This is a genomic window from Senegalimassilia anaerobia JC110, assembly GCF_000236865.1.
Lineage (GTDB): Bacteria > Actinomycetota > Coriobacteriia > Coriobacteriales > Eggerthellaceae > Senegalimassilia > Senegalimassilia anaerobia.
Window position 1 is genome coordinate 1 of the sequence record NZ_HE611014.1, and the last position, 24,542, is coordinate 24,542.

Sequence of the window (24,542 nt, forward strand, 5' to 3'; positions counted from 1 at the left end):
TCTGGGGTTCGGAAGAGGCTCGAGGGCGCGTTGCGCCCTTCCTTATATATGGACGGTCCACGGCGCCCTGGGCAGGGCACGTTGCACTGTGCAGCCGCAAGCCGTGACGGCGGGAGACGGAACGCGAGGCACGCGGCCTTCCCCGCACCTGGACGGCCTATACGCGTATGCGCTGCGGCGCGGCACGCGATCCTGCTGCTCTCCGCAGGCATATCGACGGGCAGTGGAGCTTGGACCAGAAGGCGTTGGGTCGAGCCGCGGCGACGGGAGCGCGGGGCTCTGCCCGACATGGCAGCGCTCGCAGCGGCGGGGCACAGAGCGTTGGGCAGCATGGGGTGGATCCCGGCGAAACGATTTGCCGCTTTTGCGCTCTGCCTCCTTGCGATTCGATGGCCTATAGGTAGATGCGTCGCGGAGCAATGCCCGGACTCTCAGTGCGCCCTTATGGCGAATCGGCAGACTGCGGGACTTTAGAGCAGAAAGCGTTAGCCAAGCCATCGCGACATCTCATGGCAGCGAAGACGAGCGGTTTGACGGGGAGCAGAGAGCCCGGCCCACTTCCCGCATTTGCGATATGCGTTCTCTTCGACCGTGTCGAGAACGCAAAGGGACATTCGGCCGGGCACAGCAAGGCTTCATAGATTCGAGCATAGAAGGTTGCGCTGCCTTTTTCGCCTATACGCACAAAGAGGGGAACCCAATCAGCAACCCCCCGATTCCGCTCGGTTCACTGTATAGCGGCAAGCCCCCTTGCTCCATTCCTGAACCGCCTCCTTTTCTTGAACATGAGAAATGAGAGGCAGTTCAAATGGAGCAAGGGGGCGGTTTTAATATGACTAGCTTTAGAGGAGCGCCCTTGAGACATTGCGAGGCTGGGCTCTTTCGCTCGCGCTGGATTCGCTCGTTCGGCCGAACAGCGTTCGATGCCGCGATATTGATATACAGATATATAGAAGAGGTTCGCCTCATGCGACCGCTGCTCTTGCGCTTGGTTCTCTTCCTATGCCCGTTTATCGCTGCCCGAACATGCTTGCTTGTCGGCGCTCGAACTACGTTTCCTTACCTGAACGGCTTACCCCCTGAAAAAGAAGAGGCCCGCGAGAAGGGGGCTCGCGGGCCATGGAGGAGATTCGGAAGCAACGCTTAGTGAGGGGATTCGCCTGCGCGTTATGGGGTGCGCTCGACCGGAGGGGGTTGGTCGTTCGGCGTTGCGAGCTTCCGCGGATGTGTTATCGATTGTCAACGCTCCATCTCTTTCGTCGCATGAGCGCAAGCCGCAAACAGTTGGCGAAACGGTCCCGGCTGAAACTTTATTTCGGCCAAGACCAAGGTGCGGCTTCGCTCCCGACAACATGGATAGTACGCCGGGTCAGGTAGCCGCGCGCCACCCTTAGATGGTCATTTTCGGCTCGCTGCACGGTTTTCTTTACTTACCCGAAAGGGGTGTCTCGGGTATTTCCGCTGGTCAGATTGTTATGCTTCTTTTTCTTGGGGCGCAGGCTCATTGTTAACCGCGTATGTTACCATTCCCCCTGAGAGAAGGGGCGAAATGAAAACTGCAGCATCAGCAAAACCGGAGTTGAACCATAAACCTGCCGGCGGCAAGCCGCGCTTTAGCGCCAAGATGACCGCGTTTGCATCAACGGGCATAGCGTGTCCGCTGGCTTGGGGCTTTTTGATCAACGCATTCGGAGGAGTAAGCCCCTCCGCCCAGCTTCCCTGGACGTTTTCCTACCTTCTGCTGGCGGTTGCCGTTTTGCTGTTCGCTGCCGTTTCACGCAAAGCGCCAACGTTCTTCACCTCTGGGATTTCCGCAGCGGTTGTCGGCGCGTTCGGCGCGCTAGGCGCGCTGCTGCTCGCACTCACATTTACTGCAATCCCCTCGATTCCGCTCCAATTTGCCGCCATGGCCCTATGCGCATGCGTTCTTGGCTGGCTATACCTGCAGTGGGGAACGTTCTATGCGAAGCTCGATTTGCGCCATGCGGTGGTTTACCTGCTGCTGGCCAACATCGGGGGGTCGACGCTGAAGGCGCTCACGCATTTCGTCCCCTTTGAGGTCCAATGCGTGTTCGCCATGCTGCTACCCATCGCCTCGGTGTGGATGTGCCGCGTCGCGCTCAGCAGCATGGAGAACGCCAGCGCAGAAAAGGCCGTCATTCGCTTTGACTCCCACAACATGCGAGGGCTATGGAAGGTAGCTGTGACCATTGCCGCGTTCAGCTTCGTGGCCGCGTTCCTGGTAAGCCGGTTCTCGGGAAACCAGTCCCAGGTGCCCGCTGTCGACTTCTTGCTTGGGCGTTTATTGGAAATGGTCATCTCGGGCATCGTACTATTCGTAGTAGTGAAGCTGAACAAGCCTTTTAACTTCTCGCAATTGTGGCGTATCGCGCTTTTGGTGCTTGCTCTAGACATGCTCAGTCAGGCCACATTCCCTGAAATGACCGTGCTTCGATGCGTGGAAAGCAGTGCTTGGGACCTTATCGTGCTATTCGCCTGGTTGACCCTGTCCGACGTGGCACAGCATTCGAAGCTTCCCGCCCCGTGGGTCTTCGGCATCGGCTGGGCCTGCTATACGGCGCCGTTCGCCATCGGATCGATGATGCCCCCCGCGTATTCAGGCGGCGAACACGATGCCGTGATCGTGGTCGCCTTGATGTTCGTGCTGCTGCTGGTGTCCTCGTTCTGCTTGGAAATGCGCGACCAGGATACGAAGTGGTTGTTCGCGGAATTGCGCGGCGAACCGGTAAGCGCGCCCGCGGATTACCGAAGCCTTGAGGAGCACTGCGAGGAGGTTGGCAAGCAGCACAAGCTGACGCCACGCGAACTTGAGATCATGCAGCTGCTGTGCAAGGGACGCACGAAGGCGTACATCGCCGAGACGCTGTACCTGACCGAGAACACCGTGAAGGGCCACACGAAGCATATCTACTCGAAACTAGATGTGCATAGCAAGCAAGAGCTGCTTGACCTGGTTGAACGCTAAGCCCTGCGCCACTCATGCAGCCGAAGGGCGAATGACTTGAAACGATGATCTCGCATACAAACGAAGAGCGCCTGCCAAGATAAAACTCGGCAGGCGCTCTTTTTCGTTACACGCTTACAGCTGCGTCGCGATAACCGCAACGCACGGCCGCTCGGCTAGTCAACCGGCACGGCGTCAAGCTCCAACGGCGGCTCGACGCGACATACGTACTCGTCGGTTGCCTCGTCGATGTCGATGAGCACATGGCTGCGATCGGGCAGCTTGCCCTCGACGATCTTCTGTGCAATGCGATCGACGATCTCGCGCTGCACCAAACGCTTGCAGGGACGAGCGCCATACACCGGATCGAAACCGTCGATGGACAGATGGTCCATAGCGGCGGGCGTGACGTCGAGCGTGACGCGACGATCGGCCAAACGCTGACGCACGTCGTTAAGCTGCAGCTCGACGATGGGCTCCATGTTGGCGATGGACAGCGCATGGAACGTGATGACCTCATCGATACGGTTGAGGAACTCGGGGCGGAAGGTGTTACGCAGCGCGTCGTTGATCTTGTTGGACAGCTCCGCCAAGCTCTTCGCCGCCGTTTCCACATCGCCCTTCATGACGTTTTCCATGACGTCGCCCATGGTCTCCTTCTGGGCGTTCGCACTTTCGTATTCGCGAATGGCTTGGGAGCCGATGTTGCTGGTCATGATGATGATGGCGTTCTTGAACGACACCAAACGACCCTGACCATCCGTCAAGCGGCCGTCATCGAGAACCTGCAGCAAGATGTTGAAGACATCGGGATGGGCCTTCTCCACCTCATCGAGCAAGATGACGCTATACGGACGACGACGCACCGCCTCGGTAAGCTGACCGCCCTCGTCGTAACCGACGTATCCCGGAGGGGCACCGATCAGGCGCTGCACGCTGAATTTCTCCATGTACTCCGACATGTCGATGCGCACCATGGCCTTCTCGCTGTCGAACAGGTATTCCGCCAGCGCCTTCGCCAGCTCCGTCTTGCCCACGCCAGTGGGACCGAGGAACAGGAAGCTGCCGATAGGCTTGTTCGGGTCGGACAGGCCTGCGCGGTTGCGGCGGATAGCGCCGGCGACCGCCGAGACGGCCTCGTCCTGGCCGATAACGCGCTCATGCAGCTTGTCCTCGAGGTCGACGAGCTTCTCCATCTCGCCCTGCATCATCTTGGACACGGGGATGCCGGTCCAGGTGGACACCACCTCGGCGATTTCCTCCTGCGACACCTCCTCCTTGAGAATCGCGCCGTCCTCTTGCTTGTCGTTCAGGGCCTGTTCGGCCTGATCCAGCTTGCGCTGCAGCTCGGGGATGCGGCCGTAGCGGATCTCGGAGGCCTTCACCAAATCGCCTTCGCGGGTTGCGCGCTCCTCTTCGGTCTGCGCGGCTTCGAGGTCGGCTTTGAGCGTTTGGACGTCCTCGATAACGTCCTTTTCGTTTTGCCATTCGGCCTTGCGCTTCGACAATGCATCCTGAGCGTCGGCGATTTCCTTGCGCAGATGCTCAAGGCGTTCGCGGCTGACCTCGTCCGTCTCCTTCATAAGCGCCTGCTCCTCGATCTGCATCTGGGTAAGCTTGCGCTCCGCCAGATCGACCTCTTCGGGCATGCTGTCGATCTCGATGCGCAGACGGCTGGCGGCCTCGTCCATGAGGTCGATGGCCTTGTCGGGCAGGAAGCGGTCGGAGATGTAGCGGTTCGACAGCTCCGCGCAGGCGACGATGGCGGCATCGGTGATGCGCACGCCATGATGGATCTCGTACTTCTCCTTCAGGCCGCGAAGGATGGCGATGGTGTCCTCGACCGTGGGCTCGCTGACCATGACCGTCTGAAAACGACGCTCAAGAGCGGCATCCTTTTCGATGTACTTGCGGTACTCATCGAGCGTGGTTGCGCCGATGGCGTGCAGCTCGCCGCGCGCCAGGGCCGGCTTGAGCATGTTGCCCGCATCCATGGAGCTATCGCCCGTGGAGCCGGCGCCCACGATGGTATGCAGCTCGTCGATGAAGAGGATGATCTGGCCGTTCGACTCCTTGACCTCGCGCAGAACCGCCTTCAAGCGGTCCTCGAACTCGCCGCGGTACTTAGCGCCTGCGACCATGGCGCCCAGGTCGAGCGCGATGACGTCGTGGTCCTTCAAGCCGGACGGGACATCGCCTGCGACGATGCGCTGCGCCAGGCCTTCGACGATGGCGGTTTTGCCGACGCCGGGTTCGCCGATAAGCACGGGGTTGTTCTTCGTGCGGCGGCTGAGCACCTGGATGGTGCGACGAATCTCCTCGGAACGGCCGATGACCGGGTCGAGCTTGCCCTCGCGCGCCTTCTGCGTAAGGTTCTGGCCGTACTGGTTCAAGGCGTCGAGCTCAGGCTTGCTTTGCTGATCGGTGACGCGGGTGGAACCGCGCAGGGAGCTGTACGCCTCCTCGACGGTTTTCCCCGTGATGCCGAGGCCGTTGAGCACGCGGCCGGCGTCGCCCTTGTCCTGAGCCAAGGCGATGAGCAGGTGCTCGGTGGTTGCGTAGCTGTCGCCCATGCGCTCCGCTGCCTTCACGGCGTTGTCGATGACCTTCATAAGGTTGTTGCTGGGCATGGCCATAGGCATGGTGGAGCCGCTGGCCTTCGGCATGGCGGCGATGGCGGCGTCGACGTTTTGCGACAGCTGCGCCGGATCGGCGCCGATGCGCTTGATGATGGCGGACAGATTGTTCTCCGATGCGTCCAGCATGGCCTTGAGCAAGTGAATGGGCTCGATGGTGCTGGATTGCGCATCGCCGGCAACGCCCATCGAGGCCTGGAAGGCCTCCTGAGCGGTAACGGCAAGTTTATCTAATCTCATGCGAACCTCCTTTGAATCGGTTCAACGCATTTGTTTACAAAAGCGAGCTGGGACGACGAACGACGATCGCCGTAGGCGACTGCACGAGGGAGTTCACGCTTTCGCGCGTTTCCAGCTCGTGCACGCGATCGGCAAGGCGGCGAACCCGTTTGTGCAGGTCGTCGATTTCCTGATCGCGATCGACCAGGCGGCCCTGCAGATCGAGGATGCGGATGACCCCGGCAAGGTTGATGCCCTCGCCGGTGAGCTCGTTGATAAGGGACAGGCGCTCGATATCCGCCTGCGAGTACATGCGGGTATTGCCGCTGGTGCGCTGGGGCGTTACCAGGCCCTTCTGCTCGTATGCTCGAAGGGTTTGAGGGTGCACGCCTGCCAGTTCGGCAGCTACGCCGATCATATACAGGGGCCGGTTGCGATCGTTCCATTCGGGCATGCTTACCAGCTCCTCACGTCATCGGGCGACGCCTCCAAGAACGCCTCCATGGCCTTTTGCTGCTGCGGGTTCATAGACTTGGGAACCTGCACTTTGATGGTGATCTTCAGGTCGCCGTTGCCGGAGCCCTTCACCTTCGGCGCCCCCTTACCGCGAACCGACATGACCGTTTGGTCTTGGGTTCCGGCAGGCACCTTCACGCGCACCTTCGTGCCATCGGGAGCAGGCACTACGACGCTGGCGCCCAACGCGGCTTCCGCCACGTTGACGGGCACATCGATGAGCACATCGGCCCCATCGCGCTTGAAGTACGGATGATCCTGAATGCGGGTAGTGACCAGCAGGTCGCCGGCCTCACCGCCCGATTCACCAGGTGCGCCCTTGCCGCGGAAGCGCAAACGCCCGCCATCGACGGCGCCCGCAGGGACCTTGACGGTAAGCGTTTCCGAATCGGCGCGACCGGGCACGCGAACGGTAACGCGCTTCTCCGTACCGGAAAACGCCTCTTCGAACGTAACGTTCAGGGTAACGTTCATGTCCTGGCCCTTGCGCGGACGCGGTTGGCGGCCCGCAAAGCCGCTAGCGCCGGCGCCGTTGAAATCCCAGTTCGAGCCGAATGCACCCTCGCCACGGCGGATGCTTTCGAGGATATCGGCCCAGCTGCCGAAACCACCTGCACCGGCGCCGCCGAAGATATCCTCGACGTTCACGGACCCACCGCCCCATCCTCGGGGAATCTGATTCTCGTTCGCGGTGCCGTATTGGTCGTACAGCTTGCGCTTCTTATCGTCTGACAAGACCTCGTAGGCTTCGTTGATCTCCTTGAACTTGGCCTCGCTGCCACCCGCATCGGGGTGGTGCTTGCGCGCTAGTTTGCGGAACGCCTTCTTAATCTCGTCGGTGGTCGCCGTGCGCGGAACGCCCAGCGTTTTGTAGTAATCCGGAGTAGCCGGCATGCGCTCCACCTTCCTTTCTTAAGTAAGCACGAGGGCGGACCATACCGCCCGCCCTCGCAAAAGCTATCTATTCGTCTTCGCTCTCGGGCTTGGGCCTCTTCGGACCGCCCGTGGTGACGGTGACCATTGCGGCTCGGAGAACCTTCGTCCCCATCTTGTAGCCCTTCTGGTACACCTCATGCACCGTCTCGTCCGGCACGGACGCATCGTCGACCGTGGCGACCGCCTGGCACTCGAGCGCATCGAAAGCCTGGCCGGCAGGGTTGATGACCTGCACGCCGCCGGTTTCCAGCACGTTCACGAACTTGCTGTGCACGGCCTTCACACCGTCGATCAAGCCGGCCTCGCCGTTCTTCTCGGCGTAGTCGATGGTGCGCTCGAAATCGTCGATGACGGGCAGCAGCTTCTCAACCAGCTTCTCACCGGCGCGGAGGCGCTCCTGCTCGCGCTGCTCCGCCGTACGACGACGGTACGTATCCCATTCGGCATGCAGGCGCAGGTATTTGTCCTGCCAGTCCTTCGCCTCTGCCTGGGCCTTCTCCACCAGCTCGTCGTTGGTGGGAGCCTCTTCGGCCTGGGCCTCGAGCACTTCCTCGGCCTCCGCGACCGTATCGGATGCGGCGGGATCCGCCTCGGGGGCGGCGCCCTGCTGGGCGACGCCTTCCTGCTTCACGTCGGACGCTTCGTCCTGAATGGGAATCTGGGTGCCCTGATCCTGCGTTGCGCGCTCAGGCTCGGGCGTGCTCTGCATCGTCATGGCGCTTACTTCCCTTCCTTATCGTCGACGACCTCGTAGTCGGCCTCGATGGGGCCGTCATCGGACTGAGCGCCCGCTGCGGCGCCGGCCGCCTGATCGGCGCCCTGCTGCTGGCTGTACGCGACCTCGGCCAGCTTGTAGCCCGCCTGCTGCAGCTTCTCGGTGGCAGCCTTGATGGCCTCGATATCGGAGCCGGCCAGAGCCGTCTTCGCCTCGTTGATGGCCTCCTCGGCGGCGGACTTGGAGTCCGCGGGCACCTTGTCGCCCAACTCGTTCAGGGTCTGCTCGGTGGCGTTAACCAACGCATCGCAGTTGTTGCGGGTCTCGACCTCTTCCTTGTGCTTCTTGTCTTCCTCGGCATGAGCCTCGGCATCCTTGACCATGCGGTCGACTTCCTCGTCGTTCAGAGCCGTGGAGCCGCTGATGGTGATCTGCTGCTGCTTGCCGGTGCCCAGGTCCTTAGCGGAAACGTTCACGATGCCGTTGGCGTCGATGTCGAACGTGACCTCGATCTGCGGCACGCCGCGGCGGGCAGCCGGGATGCCGGCCAGCTGGAACTTGCCCAGCGTCTTGTTATCCTTGGCCATCTGGCGCTCGCCCTGCAGCACGTGGATCTCAACGGAGGTCTGGTTGTCGGCCGCCGTGGAGTACACCTCGGTCTTGCGGGTGGGGATGGTGGTGTTGCGGTCGATCATCTTCGTCATGATGCCGCCCATGGTCTCCACGCCCAGGGACAGGGGCGTGACGTCCAGCAGCAGGATGCCCTCGACGTCGCCGGCGAGCACGCCGCCCTGAACGGCAGCGCCCATGGCCACGACCTCATCGGGGTTCACGGACATGTTCGGCTGCTTGCCGGTCATGCGCTTCACCAGCTCCTGCACGGCGGGCATACGGGTGGAGCCGCCAACGAGGATGACCTCGTCGATGTCGCCCTGGGACATGCCGGCATCGCGCAGCGCCTGCTCAACAGGCTTGCGGCAACGGTCCAGAAGGTCCTTGGTGATGGACTCGAACTCAGCGCGGGTAAGCGTGTAGTCCAGGTGCTTCGGGCCGGTGGCGTCAGCGGTGATGAACGGCAGGTTGATGTTGGCCTGCGTGGTGCTGGACAGCTCCATCTTGGCCTTCTCGGCAGCTTCCTTCAGACGCTGCAGGGCCATCTTGTCCTTGCGCAGGTCGATGCCGCCGTTGTCCTTTGCGAACTTGTCAGCCAGCCAATCGATGACGCGATGATCCCAGTCATCGCCGCCCAGCTGGTTGTCACCTGCGGTAGCGGCGACCTCGAAGACGCCGTCGCCGAGCTCCAGGATGGACACGTCGAACGTGCCGCCGCCCAGGTCGAACACGAGGATCTTCTCATCCTTGTTCGTCTTGTCGAGGCCGTATGCCAGAGCAGCTGCCGTAGGCTCGTTGATGATGCGCAGGACCTCGAGGCCGGCGATCTTACCGGCATCCTTGGTGGCCTGACGCTGAGCGTCGTTGAAGTATGCCGGGACGGTGATGACGGCCTGCGTGATGGGCGAGCCGACCTGCTTCTCAGCATCGTTCTTCAACTTCTGCAGGACCATTGCGGAGATTTCCTCAGGCGTGTAGTCCTTACCGTCGATGTCGACGACGGTGCGGCCGTCCTTGCCTGCCTGCACCTTGTAGCTGACCTTCGCCTGCTCTGCCTGGGTTTCGGCGAAGGAGCGGCCGATGAAGCGCTTGACGGAGGAGACGGTGTTCTCAGGGTTGGTGACGGCCTGGTTCTTAGCGGCCTTGCCGACCACGCGCTCGCCGTCCTTGCGGAAGCCCTCGACGGACGGAGTGGTGCGGTCGCCCTCGGCGTTCACGAGGATCTCGGGCTCGGATCCCTCCATGACGGCCATGGCGGAGTTGGTGGTGCCAAGGTCGATACCCAGAATCTTGCTCATATGATTGCTTCCTCTCACTTGGAGTTATGTAACCGAAATCAGGTACTGCGGCTAGGCTCTAAGGGCTTAACCTTTTTCCGACGATTCGTACTATAAAATCTAAGTCTTGGCATGTCAAGTTATTTGAGAAATATAATGTTACGTTTTGTCAACACCAAAATGTCAGATAGGTTGAAATTTCTCTATCAAGCTTTTGAACTGGGAAAACAATATCCTCTTCCGGAAAATGACGCCCATGCTGGCACGGAATCGCGGCTTGATCGCGAATGTAATGCAACTCGCAAGATCTCAGTCGCTATGCAATAGATTCTCAAAGGGCGTTTGGCACAAGACCCCCACGCCCGCTCAAACGCAGGCGCCGGAGACGCCCTTCCGTCTTCGCAACGCACGTTTCGGCCGTCGGACGCTGAAGGTCGAGCCCGCCTTGCAGCTCGGCCCAACCCTCCCGTATCGAACCCCCATACGCAACGAGGCCCTTGCCTATATATAGGCAAGGGCCTCGTTCAACGCGATCAACGACAGAGGTTACTCTTCGACGACCTCGGGGATGGCGCCCATGGGGCACTCCTCGACGCAGTCGCCGCAAGCGATGCAGTTCTCCTCGTTCACAGCCTCGACAACGCCACCGTTGACCTCCAGGACCTCCTGCGGGCAGGCGTCAACGCAAATGCCGCAGCCGATGCACTCGTCAGCCACAATAACCGGATGTGCCATGGTAACTCCTTCTCGTCTATAAGCCCCGGCGAAATGCTACCGGGTCATACCCCAATTAAGCAATGCAGGCACAATACCACTACTGCCGATGATTGCAATACGAATCAGGAAAATACCCGGGGAGCGGTTACGACGGCGCTTTCGCAACGACGTTTAACCCGTGCGTCGCATCAAGCTTGACGCCTAATCCGCCAACCGAACACACAAAAAGCCCCACTTCCCGAGGAGAAGCGGGGCCAAGCCGACCGGTTATCGTCCAGACGCGTCTAGCAGATGCGCGGCAGCTGCTCGCCCACCAGCATATCCAGGATGCGCGTTCCACCGAAGGCCGTGCGCAGGAAGACCTTCGAGCCGCGCTCGGGCTGCGCTTCGGACACTTCGCCGATGATAGCGGCATCAGCGCCGTACTTGTTCGCGCGCATGGCCGCAAGCGCCGCGTCGGCGTCCTCGGGGGCGACGACGCATACCATCTTGCCCTCGTTGGCCACCTGCAGCACATCATAGCCGAGCATGTCGCACGCGCCCTGCACGGCGGGCTTCACGGGGACGGCATCCTCCTCTACCGTGATGTCGGTGCCGGATTGCGCCGCCAGCTCGTTGAGCGTGGAGGCAAGGCCGCCGCGCGTGGGATCGCGGAAGCAACGCGCGCCCGGCGCCGCCGCCAGCACCTCGGCGATGAGGTGGTTCAGGGGCGCAGCGTCGCTTTGCAGGTCGGCCTTGAACGACAGCGACTCGCGGCAGCTCATGATGGTGATGCCGTGGTCGCCCAACGTGCCGCTGACCAGCACCTTGTCACCCGGCTTGCACTGCGCGCCGCCCAGGTTCACTCCCTCGCGCAGCGTGCCGATGCCCGCGGTGTTGATGTACACGCCGTCGCCGTGGCCGCGGTTAACCACCTTGGTGTCTCCCGTGACCAGATGCACGCCGGCCTCCTTCGCCACTTCGGCCATGCTGGTGCAAATGCGCTTGAGGTCCTCGATGGGGAAGCCCTCTTCCAACACGAAGCCGCAGCTCAGGTAGCGCGGGGTGGCGCCGCTGGTGGCGACGTCGTTCACCGTGCCGCACACGGCCAAACGGCCGATATCGCCACCCGGGAAGAAGTGCGGTGTGACCACGAAGCCATCCGTGGAAAACGCCAGGCGCTCGCCTTGCGCCGGCGCGGGCAGCACCGCCGCGTCATCGCCGCGCAAAAGCTCTTCGCCTGCATAGGCGGCGAAGAACACCTCGTCAATGATGCGCTTCATCATGGTGCCGCCGCTGCCATGGCCGAGCATGACCGTAGTATCCATTGCATTGCTCCTTATATATGTGAACGGCCGCACGGCGTTCGATCCGCACGGCCGATGATCGCTTAATGATGTTCGTGGTGATGTTCGGCGACGGTGAGCACGAGCTTGCCGTTTTGCACGCCCTTGGTTCCGAGGATCAAGTTCGCAATGCTCTGAACCAGCTCCGTATAGCCGCGCAGCACGATGACCTCCAAGCACATGTGCTCATCGAGGTGCACATGCATTGACGACACGATGTTGCCGAAGTACTCGTGCTGGATGGCATGCAGCTTTTCCTGCAGGTCGTTTGCGTGGTGGTCGAACACGATGGTCAACGACCCCGCAACCTCGACGCCGGGCATCGCGCACTCGTCCTCGACCAGCGCATCGCGGACCAGGTCGCGCACCACTTCGCTGCGGTTCTTCGCCAGCCCCCGTCGCGATACCAGGCGATCGAAGCTTACCAGCAGGTCCTCAGGCATGGCGACCGAGAACCGCATCAGGTCGTTCGCCATACCGGGCTACACCAGCTCGACCGTAACGCCGCCGGCGGCCTCCGCATCGTCTTCCAGCGCATCCTTCGCCTCGTCGAGCAGCGCGCGCACATCGTCGATGAGCGCCTGCGCCTCGTGCAGCTTCTTGGAAACATTCTCATAGCCGGCGTCGCCCGCCTTGTGACCCAGCGTGTGGGCCCAACGGCGCTCGAGCTTCAAATGGTCGTCGATCTGCTCGATCATCATCTCGAACTGACCGGTGTTGATGCCGTTAGTGCACATAACGTCCTCCTTTGTTTCCGCGACGATGGCTCCACGCCATTCGCGGCTATTTGCGTTCTTGGTATGATTCGGTTATACGGCGAACGCGTTTCGAGGGCAAGAGCGGGTGTGAAAAAAACCATGAGCGGTAACAAATACGAGGTCGCATTGGACGAAACCTGGGAGCTGTTCGGTCAGTACATGAGCGGCACCCGCGCTGGGCTGTGCTGCGTCATCAGCTCCGAACCGCTTTCGGAGGCTGCCGAAAAAGCGCTGAACAGTTCATTGGCGGCTTTGGGGCACGGGCATGATGCGTGCACATACGTCGTGCCCGGCGATCTTGACCAGCAGGCCCTGTTCGTTCTGATCGAGGGCTTGGACCCGATCTGCATCGTAGCCGCGGACGGCAAAAGCGCCGCGCTCCTCGGGCAGGCGTATCACCTTGCCGTTCCCTCCGGGAAGGCAACCCGCCTGCTTGGCCGCACCGCGATATCGTTTCTTGACTTCGGGTCCCTTTTACAAACGCCCCAGGATAAGCAAATCGCCTGGGCTTTGCTGAAAAAGCTGCCGAAATTCGGGGACAAGCGGGGATGATCGCGCCAGGTGATTGCGCAAACCGCAAATCAATGGTCGCCTAGCATTTACTTCATCGGAGCCTCGGAACGTAGCAGGCACCCCCGCTTCGATATCCCCAAAAATGACGAAAGGCCGCGGGGGAGGCGGCCTTTCGTCAGACGAGTGAAACGAGGGGGAGGAGATATCGAGAAGCGTTGTCTCCAACTGAGAACAGAATAGCGACATAATTGTTCTAGGTCAAGAATAATCTTTGAACTCATTCCGAACGGCGGCTTATCAGCCATGAGCGCTGCCGTTGTCTTCGACACGCTCATACGCGCGTGTTGCTTTCGAACTCTTTACCCGTAAGAGACCGCCGGACTGCTACCATGAAGCACATGAGAACGCGCTTGCGCGTACAGGGAAGACCTGCTCAAAGGATAAGGAGCTTTCATGGCAAACAAAGGACTGGCGAAAGACCAGAAGGACCTGAGCATCCTGGTCACGGGCGGTGCCGGATTCATCGGCAGCCATACCTGCGTCGAGCTGATCCAGCGAGGCTACAGCGTGGTCATCGTGGACGATCTGAGCAATTCCAGCCAGATCGCCGTCGACCGCATCCGCAAGATCTGCGGCATCGACGCCGACGACGCCCAGCTGCGTTTCTACAAGCAGAACATCTTGGACCGAGAAGCGCTTGACGCCATCTTCGCCGAAAACGACGTTGACGCCATCATCCACTTCGCCGGCTTCAAGGCAGTTGGCGAAAGCGTGCAGAAGCCGCTGGAGTACTACTGGAACAACATCGCCGGCACGCTGGTGCTGTGCGATGTGGCGCGCAACCACGGCGTGAAGAACATCGTGTTCTCCAGCAGCGCAACGGTGTACGGCGAGCCCGAGTTCATCCCGATCACCGAGGAGTGCCCCAAGCACGACTGCACCAACCCCTACGGATGGACCAAGAGCATGCTCGAGCAGGTGCTCACCGACCTGTACGTGGGCGACAACGAGTGGAACGTCGTGCTGCTGCGTTACTTCAACCCCATCGGCGCGCATGAGAGCGGCCTGATCGGCGAGGATCCGAAGGGCATCCCGAACAACCTGCTGCCCTACGTCGCGCAGGTTGCCGTGAGCAAGCTGGAGTGCGTCGGCGTGTTCGGCGACGACTACGACACCCCGGACGGCACGGGCGTGCGCGACTACATCCATGTGGTCGACCTGGCCCGCGGCCATGTGGCGGCACTTGAATGGATGGGCGGCAAAGTTGGCACCGGCAAGGCGCTGGGCCTGGGATCGCTGGAAGGCGAAGCAGCCGCCGACGGCAGCCGCCGCGGCGTGGGCATCTTCAACCTTGGCACCGGCAAGGGCTCGAGCGTGCTCGATGTCGTGCACGCATTCGAGAAGGCTTGCGGCCACGAGATCCCCTACCAGATCAAGCCGCGCCGTGCCGGCGACGTTGCCACCAACTACGCTGCTTGCGACAAGGCGCGCACCGAGCTGGGCTGGGTCGCCGAGTACGACCTTGACCGTATGTGCGCCGACAGCTGGCGTTGGCAATCCATGAACCCCGACGGATACGCCACCGAGCAGTAACCCGTTACCCGCCGCAGATCGCACAAGGGCTCGCAATCCCATTCGGATTGCGAGCCCTTTTCATTAGGAAGTAAAAAGGGACGCAGCTTTAAACCGCGTCCCTTTGAAGATCGAAAAAGCGCTAGTAGGCAGAACCCACGCCGGTTCCCGTTGCGTAGCCGCCGGTTCCCGCACCGGATGCGTAGCCGCCCGTGCCATACGAGCCAGCAGAACCGCCGGTGGATGCCGCTCCGGAATAGCCCGTTCCAGCACCGGATGCGCTGGACGACGTATCGGCATAGCCGCCCGTGGCACCGCCCGTTGCGCCGCCGTAGTAAGACGAAGAGCCGGTTCCGCTTGAGGAGTAACCGCCGCTATAGGCGGATGCGCCGCCCGTATCGTAATCATTGCCGGCATACATCCCGCCACCCGTAGCGGTACCGCCCGTGGAAGAGCCGCCCGCAGAGGAGCCGGCGCTATATTTCTGCGCAAGCTTGCTGGTGGAGCCGGTGATGCCGCTGGGATCGCCGCCCTGGTCGACGACCTTCATCATCTCGGTGACCTTGTCCTCATCGGCGAACACATAGGAAACGCCGTCGACATAACCGGTGATAGAGGGCAGCATGGCGGAATACATGAGCAGATCGCCGTCATCTTTGAACTGCTGCGCCAGCGAGATGATGTCGTTGACCTTCATGTCGGTGGTAACGCACTTCGACGCAGCCTGGATAACGCCGGGCAGCTCGGTGACGGGCAGGGCCAGCACCTTGTCCACCAGAGCCTGGATGAGCTTGCGCTGGTTGGCCGTACGCGTGAAGTCGCCGTCGACATAGGCGCGGCTACGCGCGAACACCAGGGCCTGCTCGCCGTTAAGGTGCTGCTCGCCGGCCTCGATGATGATGCGCGGGTTCTCGGGGTGGTCGGTGGTGTTGTCGGCATCGGTGTCGTCGATGCGCTCGTCGACCATGACGTCGACGCCTCCGACGGCGTCGACCAGGCTGACCAGCTCCTCGAAGTTGACTTCGGCATAATGCGAGATGCTGGCGCCGGTGAGCTGGGTTGCCTCGCGGATGGTCGCCGCAGCGCCGCCGTAATTGTACGCAGCGTTGAACTTGTTGGTGCCGTAGCCGTCGATATCGATCATGGTGTCACGGGGAATGGACACGAGCGTTGCCTGGTTGGAAGTCGGGTCGACGCGCACGACGATGTTCGTGTCGGAACGTGCGCCGCCTTCGTCATCGCCCTCGCGCTTATCCGAGCCGATCAGCATCATGTAGAACGGCTCGTTGAAGCTGGAGTTAACCAACTGCTCGTTGATGCTCTCCAGCTCCTCGGACGTTTTGCCGCCCGTATTCAGCTGGCTGTTCACGTTGTTGTACCAAACGGCGAACGCGGTTCCGCATCCGATAAGGGCGACGATCAGCGCGCAGCACACGCCAAGGGCGATCTTCTTACCCTTGGCAGACTTGCGCGAACGCTGTGCCGAATACTGTGGGTTCGAACGCGAATACTGCGACGCGCCCGCCTGATTGCGAAACGCGTTGTTTGCGCCAGGGCCTTGGGAGCCGGGAGTGAACGCCGGACGATAGCCGGCGGGCACCTGGGAAGCTAGCGGATCGTTCGCTTGGGGACGGCGGTTCTTTTTGAATGCCATGCAAGATCTCCTCACAGCAGTCCGTTCGGGCATGCGTTACCTTCTTCCGCACCGCACAGATTCCATGCGGCTCCCCACCGGCATGGTGCCTACGCTACCCGATTTCAACTTTCCTTCAGCGGCTTGACGAACGGCCACAACCGTGCACCAAGCCCCAATTAATCATCGTGCATTGTATCATCCCAGATTGACAACCATAAAAATGGCATGCGGCCGAAACAGGGTGTTCACGGGAACTCGCGCTCTCCCACTCATATATATAGGTCGCAACGCTTCCTTTTCTTGAAAAAATCTCCTGGAACGTAACCGCCAGGTTACAGCGTTGCGTAATCGCGCCGTTACGCTCGATGCATGCAGACTTCCGCCCCACATATCAATGAGCTGGCGAATACGCCGAGCGACGAGCCGAAGATGGCCGTCACGCTCGGCCGCAACGTGAAGCGCCTTCGTGAACGGGGCCGGATCAACAAGACCTGCTTCGCCGCCATGGTCGGCATCGGCAGACCGCAGCTCAACAAGATCGAGAAAGGCACGGCGAATGTCCGCCTTTCGATGGTCGAAGAGCTTGCGGATGCGCTTGAGACCACGCCGGAGAAGCTGCTGTTCGAGCGGTTCGATCCGACAAGCATCGCCATCCCGCGCAAAGCCCCTGATTGGCAGTTCGATCCACATTCATGATTCGGTGCAATCGCGTTGCCAATGCCTAGGTGTGGGGAATTTCGCATGCGTTTACCATTCCCTACCCTCATTCGCGCGTTTTAGGCTATAATGCCCACACGGTATGGCAAGGAGCGCCTGCCAAGTATGCGGGTGTCGCCAAGTGGTAAGGCACGAGCTTCCCAAGCTCGCATTCGCGGGTTCGAGTCCCGTCACCCGCTCCATCGATCATCAACGACGGCCGAGAGCCGTCGTTTTCATTTTCAGGAGGCAACGATGACCGAATCGCATCCGGTATTCGACACGTTCATCTTCGACCTGGACGGAACGATCCTGGACACTATGCCAGACCTCATCCACGTCACCAATGAAACGCTCGCTCATTTCGGCTACCCCACCCACACCGACGCTGCTATCCACAGCTTCGTGGGCGACGGCGCGCAACGCCTGATCTATCGCGCCCTTCCCGAAGGAACCCCTGACGCCGTGTGCGCCGAGGCGCTTGAATATTGGAAGGCACTGTACCCCCAAACCGGGCATGCTCGCACACGCCATTACGCGCATATGCCTGAGACGCTGGCCGAGCTGAAAGCGCGAGGATGCAAGCTTGCGGTGCTCTCGAACAAATACGAGGGCGGCGTGAAGGATGTCATCCCGCGATTCCTCCCCGACCTTTTCGAGGTGCTACATGGAGAATGCGAAGGCATTCCCCGCAAGCCCGCCCCTACCGGCTTGCTGCGAACCATCCGCGAGTTGGGTAGCGCTCCCGAGCGCACCGCCTATGTGGGCGACTCGGCCGGCGACATGCGCGTTGCCCACAATGCCGGAACATACGCGATCGGCGTCGACTGGGGCTACAACCCGGCGAGCACCCTGGTTGAGGCCCAGGCGGGCGCGATCATCTCCGACCCTGCGCAGCTGCTTGAGTTCGCGAGGGCGTAGCAGCCGCGAAGCTTAACCCGTGATATTGGCATGTGCGAGCATCGAGCCAAAAGGTTTAATGCTACAATGATGTGCGCGCCTCAGTAGCTCAGGGGATAGAGCACCGCTCTCCTAAAGCGGGTGTCGTACGTTCGAATCGTATCTGGGGCACCATGAAACACCAGGCCATCGGCTCAAGCCGATGGCCTTTTCATTTCCTGAGAGGCCTCATTTCCCGGCAAAGCGGATGCGCCGGGGAGAATCCGCTCGAAACTACCCGCAACTATTATCAATAGACCGAGAAGCGCCCTTCGCGCTCAGGCGAAAGCGCAGGTACACGCACGGGCAAGGTAGCCTCAAGGGCGCTGCCCCACAACTCTTCGATTCCCAAATCTCGGCTACCCACGCGCGATGTGCCGGGGATACCACTTTTGGAACCAGGCGGTGAACACGCCCATCAGCGCGGGGAGGATGGAGTTGATCGCGCCGACGAAGCTGGCTGCATCCGTTTGCATGATGAAGTACGTCCAGATGGGCGTGATCAAGTACAGCACGCCCCACGCCGCGGTCAGGATGCGGTTCGTCCTCATGAAGATCGGATTGCGCAATGCCGCTTCCCCGTTGTAGCTGTTCTTCGAGTAATGCGCGGTCAGCGGCACTTCGGCAAAGCAGGTGACTGTCCACATCGCCCCGAACAGGAAGTACGACGCCGGAATGACCAGGGCAGGGTGCGCTCCCGTCAGCAACGCGATGGAGCACGCTGCAACTGCCAGAGCGGAAACCTGGTCGTACACGGTCGCCTTCGTCCGTCGCATCAGAACGGGCAGCAAGACGCATACCGCAATGCTGACCAAGCTTCCCCAGAAGCCATCGATTGCAGCCGCAACCCAAAAGACGATCCAAGGAATCAAAAGCAGCAGCATATTGGTTTTCGGCTCGCTTGCGTTCGCGCCCGCGGCAGGGCCTCCGCCCGCAACGGCGTCCGATTCGCCAGCATCCATTTCGCCGCCATCCGCACCGCTCGCTGCGCCGAAATAATCATCCCAACGCATCATCAGATCGAAATCGCCCTCGACCGAGTACAGATGCTTCATAAGCGCCTCGTCGCCGGCGATCTCCCCGCTGGCGATCGAGCGCCAAACACTCAAAGGCGTGTTGATGCGCGTGGTGAAACCCGCAGAGAAGCCTTCAGCGGGTTCCGTCTCAACACGGCTCCCACTTTCCTCGAGGACGATGCGGTAAGTCTTGCCGATATCGGTATAGTTCATGTCGAGCGCGATATCCCGCCCCGGCCATGCCTGCTTACGATACAAGGCCGCCATCTGCCGGGTGAACACCAGGCTAGGGTCTTCCTTTTCGCCCGACTCGCCAACCCCCCAGCTGGCATCCGCCATCGCCTCGAAGACATCGCGCGGGAACAGGTTCCGATCAAGCTTATCGCGGGTCTCCCCCGATATTTCGCCGGAAGCGAACTCCTCCCCAGCCTTCCGAACCCAGGAAAGGTACTCGTTGGTGCGATCCGCCAGCTCCTTCACCCTGAACAGCTCGCCCTGCCCGCAGAAGATCGCCGCGTAATCACCCTTCCCGCAAAGCCGATCGAACAAGCTGGTCACGCAGTCGTAGTTGCCCTTCGCCGTATAGAAACCGCAGGTCGAGACCACCACCGTGCGCTTGCCGCTCATGTCGTAGCGGGAAGGATGCCCGCCGCTTTCCGTTTCCGCGCTCATAAAGGGCAGCGACATGGGAAGCTGGCGGTCGATCAGGTTCTTCAGCTGGCCGGGCAGCCCGAAGTAATACAAGGGGAAGCTCCAGATGATGACGTCGGCCCATAAGATCTTCTCGATGACCGCCTGCATGTCGTCATGGATGCAGCACATGCCCGGCGTCTTGCTCCAGCAGGAAAAGCAGCCTAGGCAAGGCTTGATATCGAGCGCGTTGACGTTAAGGGTTTCGATTGCCGGCGCCTGTTTGCGCCCGTTTTCTTCCCAAGCAATGATTCCATCGAGGAAAGCGCTGGTCAAGCGCCAGGTATTGCTACGTTTACCCTTAGGGCTGCCGTTGATTGCCAGAATATTCATCGGGCGCTCCTTACTTCGGCGGCGCATCGCCATACCCAGTCGATACATCCCTGCCAGCTTCTTCAGCCGAACCTGCGGCCGTCTTCCAGCACGGGCTGGCACGGGCTTTGCGACCTTCGCAGCCAAACTAGGTTTGCCTGCGAAGAGGCGCAGTCGCCGCGTGAAAGCCGTTCCTTTTGCACCCTATCAGTATATGCGGTCCACAGGATGCCGAAAGAGGCTCGAGGGGTGATAAGCAGGTAAAGCCGAGCACATCCCAACGATGAAAAAGGCCTGTCGGACTTTCGTCCGACAGGCCCTTGCACATGCTTTCCGTTGCCGAAGCCGCTATGCGCCGATAAGCGTTTGCAGCGTGGTCAGGAAGCTGGACATATTGCGCCAGCACATGAACAGCGTGATGCAGATGAAGATGACGCCGCAGATGTTGGAGAACGCATGGTTGCGCCACTTGCCCAGGCTCTTGCCGTTGGCAACGTACATCACGAAGAACGCCATGATAGGCAGCAGAATGGCGTTGGCCGCCTGAGCCACCAGAATCAGCTCCGTGGGGCTCTTGCCCAGCAGCACGGCCATCAAGCAGCCAGCCACCAGCACGATGACCCACACGACCTTGAACTTGAGGTCCTTCAGCGTCTTGCCCCAGCCGAGCACGCCGTTGACGGCGTAAGCAGCGGAAAGCGGAGCGGTGATGGCGCTGGAGAAACCGGCAGCCAGCAGACCGACGCCGATGAGCACCGTGGCCCAGTTGCCCAGCAGCGGCTGCAAGGCGACGGCCATGTCCTTGCCGTTGGTGACGGTGATGCCGGCAGCGTGCATATTAGCCGCAGCGCAGACGAGGATGGCCATGGAGATGATACCGCCCAGGCCGATGGACAGAACGCAGTCGAAACGTGCGTCGGCGATCTGCTCGGGATCCTTAAAGCGCTCGGATGCGCCGGAAGCATGCAGGAACAGGTTGTACGGCACGATGGTGGTACCGATCAGGCCCACGGCGGTCAGGATACCCTTGGCACCAGCCTGGCCCTCGGGCAGAGAAGGCGTGAACAGACCGGCCGCGACAGCACCCCAGTCGACAGGAGAAGCGAAAGCGGTGATAAGGAACACCAGGCCCATGAAGATGACGATGCCCGTGAGGATCTTCTCGACCAGCTTGTAAGAACCGACCCACATGGCGGCGAAAGCCAAAATGCCCAACACGATGACGATGGGGATCATGGGAACATTGACCACCGCTTGGATGCCCAAGATACCGCCCGTGATGTTGCCCGTCTCATATGCGGTGTTGCCGATGAAGATGGCGATGATAACAATCACGATTGCAATCCACTTCAGCACCGGATGCGAAATGCGATCGCGGATGTTCTCACCCAGACCCTCCTGCGTGACGATGCCGATACGGGCCGCCATCTCCTGGAAGATAATAGTCGCAACGGTGGCGAACAGCAGCGCCCACAACATGGTGAAGCCATAGCTTGCACCAGAGACCGTGCACGTGGTGACCGTGCCAGGACCGACGAAACCAGCTGCGACCAAAGCACCGGGGCCGATGTTCTTCAGTTTCTCGGTAATCGAGCTTGCCATCGTTCCCTCCTTTCCTACCGGGGCATCCCCGCCCCTCCTTGTGGTATATGAGGGACACTTTAGCATGCGAAAGCGTTTGTGACGCCGTTTCGATACACGGCCGTAACACAGCACGCGGTCCAGCGACGGTGGAGGGTAGGTTTTCAGGGACGGACGGCGAAACCGGCGCGCGCCTTACGACATCTTCCAGAAGTTTTGGATCAATTCCTGTCGGCTGGCATCGCCCGTTTTCTTCAAGATGTTGTGCACGTGCACCTTCACCGTGGAAAGCGCCAGCGACATCTCGGATGCGATGTTCTGGTTATCCTTGCCCAGCAGGATAAGGTAAAGCACCTCGCGCTCGCGCTGGGAGAGCTTATGGCGCGTGGCGAACACGTTCAGGTTCTCGACGATTTGCTGCTCCTGCTGCTTGCTACCACCCTGCGCAGGAGGACGCTCGAAACGAAGCGAAAGCATACGAACCCCGTTGCGCACCGCGGCAACGCCGATGACCAGCATCAGCAGATTCTCGGCATAGCTGCGCTCGGCGCTGAAGATGATCAAGCCCAGGTTAACCGACGGCAAGTCCAGCACCAGGAAGGAAGCGGCATCCTCGGCCAACACGATCAGGCCCAGTACCCATGCCACCGCATACAGGCCCCGATGCCGCCACATGCGGGCGCGCTCGGCGTCATCTTTCTGACGCAAGAAGCTATATCCCGCATACAGCAGGATCCAATACATATAGAACTGGCGTATGGACCAGAACCAGAAGCGTTGCACATCACCATCGGGAAGAACCACCAGCGTGGCAATGCTGGCGATCGCGAAAACCGCCGGCGGTACCGCGAACATGCTGCGGCGCGCTTCGTTCAGATAGTCGCAAAGCAAGACCCAGAACGCAGTGACGAACCCGCCTCCGGTCAACACCGAGGCAAGCGAACGGACGAGGAGATATCCGGAGGTGAGCGTATCCCCGCTTGAGCGGACGATGAACTCGTCTTGAAACACCAAGGAAATGTCGAAGAAGTAGAACGCGAAGGCGACCGAAAGGAACAGCATGGTCTTCTTGCGCGACACCAGATACGAGGACAAGCACACCGCCGCCACCAAAATGGAAACGAGCAGCATCAGCAGCGTGTAATAGAACAATGCAAGCTCCACAGGCCCCTCCGTAGAACGCTTTGCCGCCAGCCTCCCGCAGCCGGCCAAGGCAATCCTCGGTATTGTAATCACTTACCCGCACCCATTTTACCCTCAACCCCGATTCGCCACCCTGTTTACAGAAACGATGAGCGCCGAAGTCAACTAAACCGAAGAGAGTCGACTCGATTTACCAGGTTTTCCCCATACCATACCACAAGCTCTCCATCAGGGGTTTATCGCGGGTTTAGGAAGTTTCGCTTTGCGATAGTCCTTGGTTCCACCTCTAAACAGGGGTCGTTAAATCCGCGTTAGACCTTCCGGATTTTACGTGGAGGTTGCAAAGTGGAGTCAACGGAACGGGGCACCGAAAACGCCCCACTCGCAAGCCCAAAGCGTTAGGCCAAGAAGCGCTGGAAGGCTTGCACGGCGAAGATAGTCTTCATCCCACGAGACGAAAGAAGGTTTGCAATGGCTGGCGTGAACGTCAAAAGCGAGATCAAGCCGCTCAAGAAGGTGCTGCTGCACCGTCCCGGCAAGGAGCTGCTGAACCTCACCCCGAACACGCTCGAGGAGCTGCTGTTCGACGACATCCCGTTCTTGAAGGTTGCCCAAGAGGAGCACGACGCCTTCGCACAGGCCCTGCGCGACAACGGCGTCGAGGTCGTGTACCTGGAGGATCTGACGGCCGAGGTTCTGGCCGCCGACCCCGAGCTGCGCGAGAAGTTCCTGCTGCAGTGGATCGACGAAGCCGGCATCAAGACCGAGCGTTATCGCAAGATCATCTTCGATTACATGCAGGAGAACTACCCTGACGCCAAGGACTTCGTTCTGAAGACCATGGAGGGCATCAACCTCACCGAGCTGCACACCGACAAGTCCAACTCGCTGGTCGACCTGGTGTCCGAGGCCTCCAAGATGGTCGTCGCCCCGATGCCGAACCTGTACTTCACCCGCGACCCCTTCGCGATGATCGGCAACGGCGTCTCCATCAACCGCATGTACTCCGTCACCCGCAACCGTGAGACCATCTACGGCGAGTACATCTTCAACTATCACCCGGACTTCCAGGGCACCCCGCAGTACTACAGCCGCTACAACACCTTCCACATCGAGGGCGGCGACATCCTCAACATCAACGAGCACGTGCTGGCCATCGGCATCTCCCAGCGCACCGAGCCCGACGCCATCGACGGCATCGCCCACAACATCTTCAACGACCCCACCTCCCCGGTCGACACTATCCTGGCGTTCAACATCCCGAACAACCGCGCCATGATGCACCTGGACACCGTGTTCACCCAGATCGACGTGGACAAGTTCACCATCCATCCCGGCATCATGGGCCCGCTGTCCGTGTTCGAGATCACGCCCGAAGGCGACGGCATCAAGGTGCATGAGATCAACGCCCCGCTCGAGCAGATCCTGGAGAAGTACATCGGCATGCCGGTGACGCTGATCCCCTGCGGCGGTGGCGACCGTATCGCCGCCGAGCGCGAGCAGTGGAACGACGGCTCCAACACGCTGTGCATCGCTCCCGGTCGCGTGGTTGTTTACGAGCGCAACGACGTCACGAACGCCGTGCTGCGCAAGAACAACATCGACGTCATCGAGATCCCCTCGGCCGAGCTGTCCCGCGGCCGTGGCGGCCCGCGCTGCATGAGCATGCCGGTCGTGCGCGAGGACTAATCGTTTTTATAAAGGGAGGCCGCCGGATCGATCGGCCTCCCTTTTGGGCAGCTTGCGAAACGACGCGCTGCCCGCTGTT

At 60.6% G+C, this 24,542-nt stretch carries 19 protein-coding genes and 2 tRNA genes; 8 read left to right on the forward strand and 13 right to left on the reverse strand.

Going from position 1 to position 24,542, the window contains the following annotated elements; genetic code table 11:
* Nucleotides 1-1,549 precede the first annotated feature (1,549 nt).
* Complete coding sequence (locus SFHG_RS00090; protein ID WP_052297728.1) at nt 1,550-2,986, forward strand: helix-turn-helix transcriptional regulator; 1,437 nt, start codon at nt 1,550-1,552, stop codon at nt 2,984-2,986.
* Nucleotides 2,987-3,141: 155 nt separating this feature from the next.
* Here SFHG_RS00090 and clpB read toward each other — a convergent pair whose 3' ends face one another.
* From clpB to SFHG_RS00135, 9 genes are all read right to left on the reverse strand, one after another.
* Nucleotides 3,142-5,841 (reverse strand): ATP-dependent chaperone ClpB, encoded by a 2,700-nt coding sequence (gene clpB / locus SFHG_RS00095; RefSeq protein ID WP_042432008.1) that lies wholly within the window; start codon nt 5,839-5,841, stop codon nt 3,142-3,144.
* A 34-nt stretch (nt 5,842-5,875) separates the two neighbouring features.
* On the reverse strand, nt 5,876-6,274 hold the full coding sequence (locus SFHG_RS00100; protein ID WP_042432011.1) for a heat shock protein transcriptional repressor HspR: 399 nt from the start codon (nt 6,272-6,274) through the stop codon (nt 5,876-5,878).
* A gap of 2 nt (nt 6,275-6,276) precedes the next feature.
* Nucleotides 6,277-7,230 (reverse strand): DnaJ C-terminal domain-containing protein, encoded by a 954-nt coding sequence (locus tag SFHG_RS00105; RefSeq protein ID WP_042432014.1) that lies wholly within the window; start codon nt 7,228-7,230, stop codon nt 6,277-6,279.
* Nucleotides 7,231-7,297: 67 nt separating this feature from the next.
* The gene (locus SFHG_RS00110) at nt 7,298-7,987 is read right to left on the reverse strand and encodes a nucleotide exchange factor GrpE (RefSeq protein WP_042432017.1); all 690 of its coding nucleotides are present in this window, start codon (nt 7,985-7,987) and stop codon (nt 7,298-7,300) included.
* 5 nt (nt 7,988-7,992) lie between these two features.
* Complete coding sequence (gene dnaK / locus SFHG_RS00115; RefSeq protein WP_042432020.1) at nt 7,993-9,897, reverse strand: molecular chaperone DnaK; 1,905 nt, start codon at nt 9,895-9,897, stop codon at nt 7,993-7,995.
* A 525-nt stretch (nt 9,898-10,422) separates the two neighbouring features.
* Nucleotides 10,423-10,611: a 4Fe-4S binding protein gene (locus SFHG_RS00120; protein ID WP_042432023.1), complete on the reverse strand. Its 189-nt coding sequence runs from the start codon at nt 10,609-10,611 to the stop codon at nt 10,423-10,425.
* Nucleotides 10,612-10,877: 266 nt separating this feature from the next.
* On the reverse strand, nt 10,878-11,900 hold the full coding sequence (hypE, locus tag SFHG_RS00125) for a hydrogenase expression/formation protein HypE (protein ID WP_042432026.1): 1,023 nt from the start codon (nt 11,898-11,900) through the stop codon (nt 10,878-10,880).
* 62 nt (nt 11,901-11,962) lie between these two features.
* Nucleotides 11,963-12,394, reverse strand: a complete 432-nt coding sequence (gene nikR, locus SFHG_RS00130) for a nickel-responsive transcriptional regulator NikR (RefSeq protein WP_042432029.1) — start codon at nt 12,392-12,394, stop codon at nt 11,963-11,965.
* A 6-nt stretch (nt 12,395-12,400) separates the two neighbouring features.
* Complete coding sequence (locus SFHG_RS00135) at nt 12,401-12,655, reverse strand: hypothetical protein (protein WP_042432031.1); 255 nt, start codon at nt 12,653-12,655, stop codon at nt 12,401-12,403.
* A 120-nt stretch (nt 12,656-12,775) separates the two neighbouring features.
* On the opposite strand from SFHG_RS00135, the gene SFHG_RS00140 reads away from it, so the two are divergent.
* Nucleotides 12,776-13,228 (forward strand): hypothetical protein, encoded by a 453-nt coding sequence (locus tag SFHG_RS00140; RefSeq protein ID WP_202898019.1) that lies wholly within the window; start codon nt 12,776-12,778, stop codon nt 13,226-13,228.
* A 414-nt stretch (nt 13,229-13,642) separates the two neighbouring features.
* Nucleotides 13,643-14,782, forward strand: a complete 1,140-nt coding sequence (galE, locus tag SFHG_RS00145; RefSeq protein ID WP_081468842.1) for a UDP-glucose 4-epimerase GalE — start codon at nt 13,643-13,645, stop codon at nt 14,780-14,782.
* Between the two features lie 121 nt (nt 14,783-14,903).
* Here galE and SFHG_RS10300 read toward each other — a convergent pair whose 3' ends face one another.
* Nucleotides 14,904-16,415 (reverse strand): LCP family protein, encoded by a 1,512-nt coding sequence (locus SFHG_RS10300; RefSeq protein WP_081468843.1) that lies wholly within the window; start codon nt 16,413-16,415, stop codon nt 14,904-14,906.
* Nucleotides 16,416-16,826: 411 nt separating this feature from the next.
* Between SFHG_RS10300 and SFHG_RS00155 the strand changes: the two genes are divergently transcribed.
* The 4 genes from SFHG_RS00155 (at nt 16,827) to SFHG_RS00170 (ending at nt 18,167) form a co-directional block, all read left to right on the forward strand.
* On the forward strand, nt 16,827-17,093 hold the full coding sequence (locus SFHG_RS00155) for a helix-turn-helix transcriptional regulator (RefSeq protein ID WP_081468844.1): 267 nt from the start codon (nt 16,827-16,829) through the stop codon (nt 17,091-17,093).
* A 128-nt stretch (nt 17,094-17,221) separates the two neighbouring features.
* Nucleotides 17,222-17,296 (forward strand) — tRNA-Gly (locus SFHG_RS00160).
* Between the two features lie 52 nt (nt 17,297-17,348).
* Nucleotides 17,349-18,014, forward strand: coding sequence for an HAD family hydrolase (locus SFHG_RS00165; protein WP_042432037.1), 666 nt, complete (start codon nt 17,349-17,351; stop codon nt 18,012-18,014).
* A gap of 77 nt (nt 18,015-18,091) precedes the next feature.
* Nucleotides 18,092-18,167 (forward strand) — tRNA-Arg (locus SFHG_RS00170).
* 224 nt (nt 18,168-18,391) lie between these two features.
* Here the strand turns inward: SFHG_RS00170 and SFHG_RS00175 are convergent.
* The 3 genes from SFHG_RS00175 to SFHG_RS00185 all read right to left on the reverse strand — a co-directional run bounded on the left by SFHG_RS00175 (nt 18,392) and on the right by SFHG_RS00185 (nt 22,795).
* Nucleotides 18,392-20,071: a flavodoxin family protein gene (locus tag SFHG_RS00175; protein ID WP_042432040.1), complete on the reverse strand. Its 1,680-nt coding sequence runs from the start codon at nt 20,069-20,071 to the stop codon at nt 18,392-18,394.
* A gap of 327 nt (nt 20,072-20,398) precedes the next feature.
* Complete coding sequence (locus SFHG_RS00180; protein ID WP_042432042.1) at nt 20,399-21,652, reverse strand: Nramp family divalent metal transporter; 1,254 nt, start codon at nt 21,650-21,652, stop codon at nt 20,399-20,401.
* A gap of 174 nt (nt 21,653-21,826) precedes the next feature.
* Nucleotides 21,827-22,795, reverse strand: coding sequence for a helix-turn-helix transcriptional regulator (locus tag SFHG_RS00185; RefSeq protein ID WP_148514770.1), 969 nt, complete (start codon nt 22,793-22,795; stop codon nt 21,827-21,829).
* A 450-nt stretch (nt 22,796-23,245) separates the two neighbouring features.
* Here SFHG_RS00185 and arcA point away from each other — a divergent pair, with 450 nt between their 5' ends.
* A complete protein-coding gene (arcA, locus tag SFHG_RS00190) occupies nt 23,246-24,463 on the forward strand; it encodes an arginine deiminase (RefSeq protein ID WP_042432045.1) in 1,218 nt (405 codons plus the stop codon).
* The last annotated feature ends 79 nt before the right edge of the window (nt 24,464-24,542 follow it).

Bases quoted from the DNA above. Each gene is read 5' to 3' on its own strand.
- SFHG_RS00120 (WP_042432023.1), bottom strand. From the start codon at position 10,611: ATGGCACATCCGGTTATTGTGGCTGACGAGTGCATCGGCTGCGGCATT.
- SFHG_RS00100 (WP_042432011.1), bottom strand. From the start codon at position 6,274: ATGCCCGAATGGAACGATCGCAACCGGCCCCTGTATATGATCGGCGTA.
- SFHG_RS00155 (WP_081468844.1), top strand. From the start codon at position 16,827: ATGGCCGTCACGCTCGGCCGCAACGTGAAGCGCCTTCGTGAACGGGGC.
- SFHG_RS10300 (WP_081468843.1), bottom strand. From the start codon at position 16,415: ATGGCATTCAAAAAGAACCGCCGTCCCCAAGCGAACGATCCGCTAGCT.
- SFHG_RS00165 (WP_042432037.1), top strand. From the start codon at position 17,349: ATGACCGAATCGCATCCGGTATTCGACACGTTCATCTTCGACCTGGAC.
- SFHG_RS00105 (WP_042432014.1), bottom strand. From the start codon at position 7,230: ATGCCGGCTACTCCGGATTACTACAAAACGCTGGGCGTTCCGCGCACG.
- SFHG_RS00180 (WP_042432042.1), bottom strand. From the start codon at position 21,652: ATGGCAAGCTCGATTACCGAGAAACTGAAGAACATCGGCCCCGGTGCT.
- arcA (WP_042432045.1), top strand. From the start codon at position 23,246: ATGGCTGGCGTGAACGTCAAAAGCGAGATCAAGCCGCTCAAGAAGGTG.
- clpB (WP_042432008.1), bottom strand. From the start codon at position 5,841: ATGAGATTAGATAAACTTGCCGTTACCGCTCAGGAGGCCTTCCAGGCC.
- SFHG_RS00135 (WP_042432031.1), bottom strand. From the start codon at position 12,655: ATGTGCACTAACGGCATCAACACCGGTCAGTTCGAGATGATGATCGAG.
- SFHG_RS00175 (WP_042432040.1), bottom strand. From the start codon at position 20,071: ATGAATATTCTGGCAATCAACGGCAGCCCTAAGGGTAAACGTAGCAAT.
- SFHG_RS00090 (WP_052297728.1), top strand. From the start codon at position 1,550: ATGAAAACTGCAGCATCAGCAAAACCGGAGTTGAACCATAAACCTGCC.
- galE (WP_081468842.1), top strand. From the start codon at position 13,643: ATGGCAAACAAAGGACTGGCGAAAGACCAGAAGGACCTGAGCATCCTG.
- nikR (WP_042432029.1), bottom strand. From the start codon at position 12,394: ATGGCGAACGACCTGATGCGGTTCTCGGTCGCCATGCCTGAGGACCTG.
- hypE (WP_042432026.1), bottom strand. From the start codon at position 11,900: ATGGATACTACGGTCATGCTCGGCCATGGCAGCGGCGGCACCATGATG.
- SFHG_RS00140 (WP_202898019.1), top strand. From the start codon at position 12,776: ATGAGCGGTAACAAATACGAGGTCGCATTGGACGAAACCTGGGAGCTG.
- SFHG_RS00110 (WP_042432017.1), bottom strand. From the start codon at position 7,987: ATGACGATGCAGAGCACGCCCGAGCCTGAGCGCGCAACGCAGGATCAG.
- dnaK (WP_042432020.1), bottom strand. From the start codon at position 9,897: ATGAGCAAGATTCTGGGTATCGACCTTGGCACCACCAACTCCGCCATG.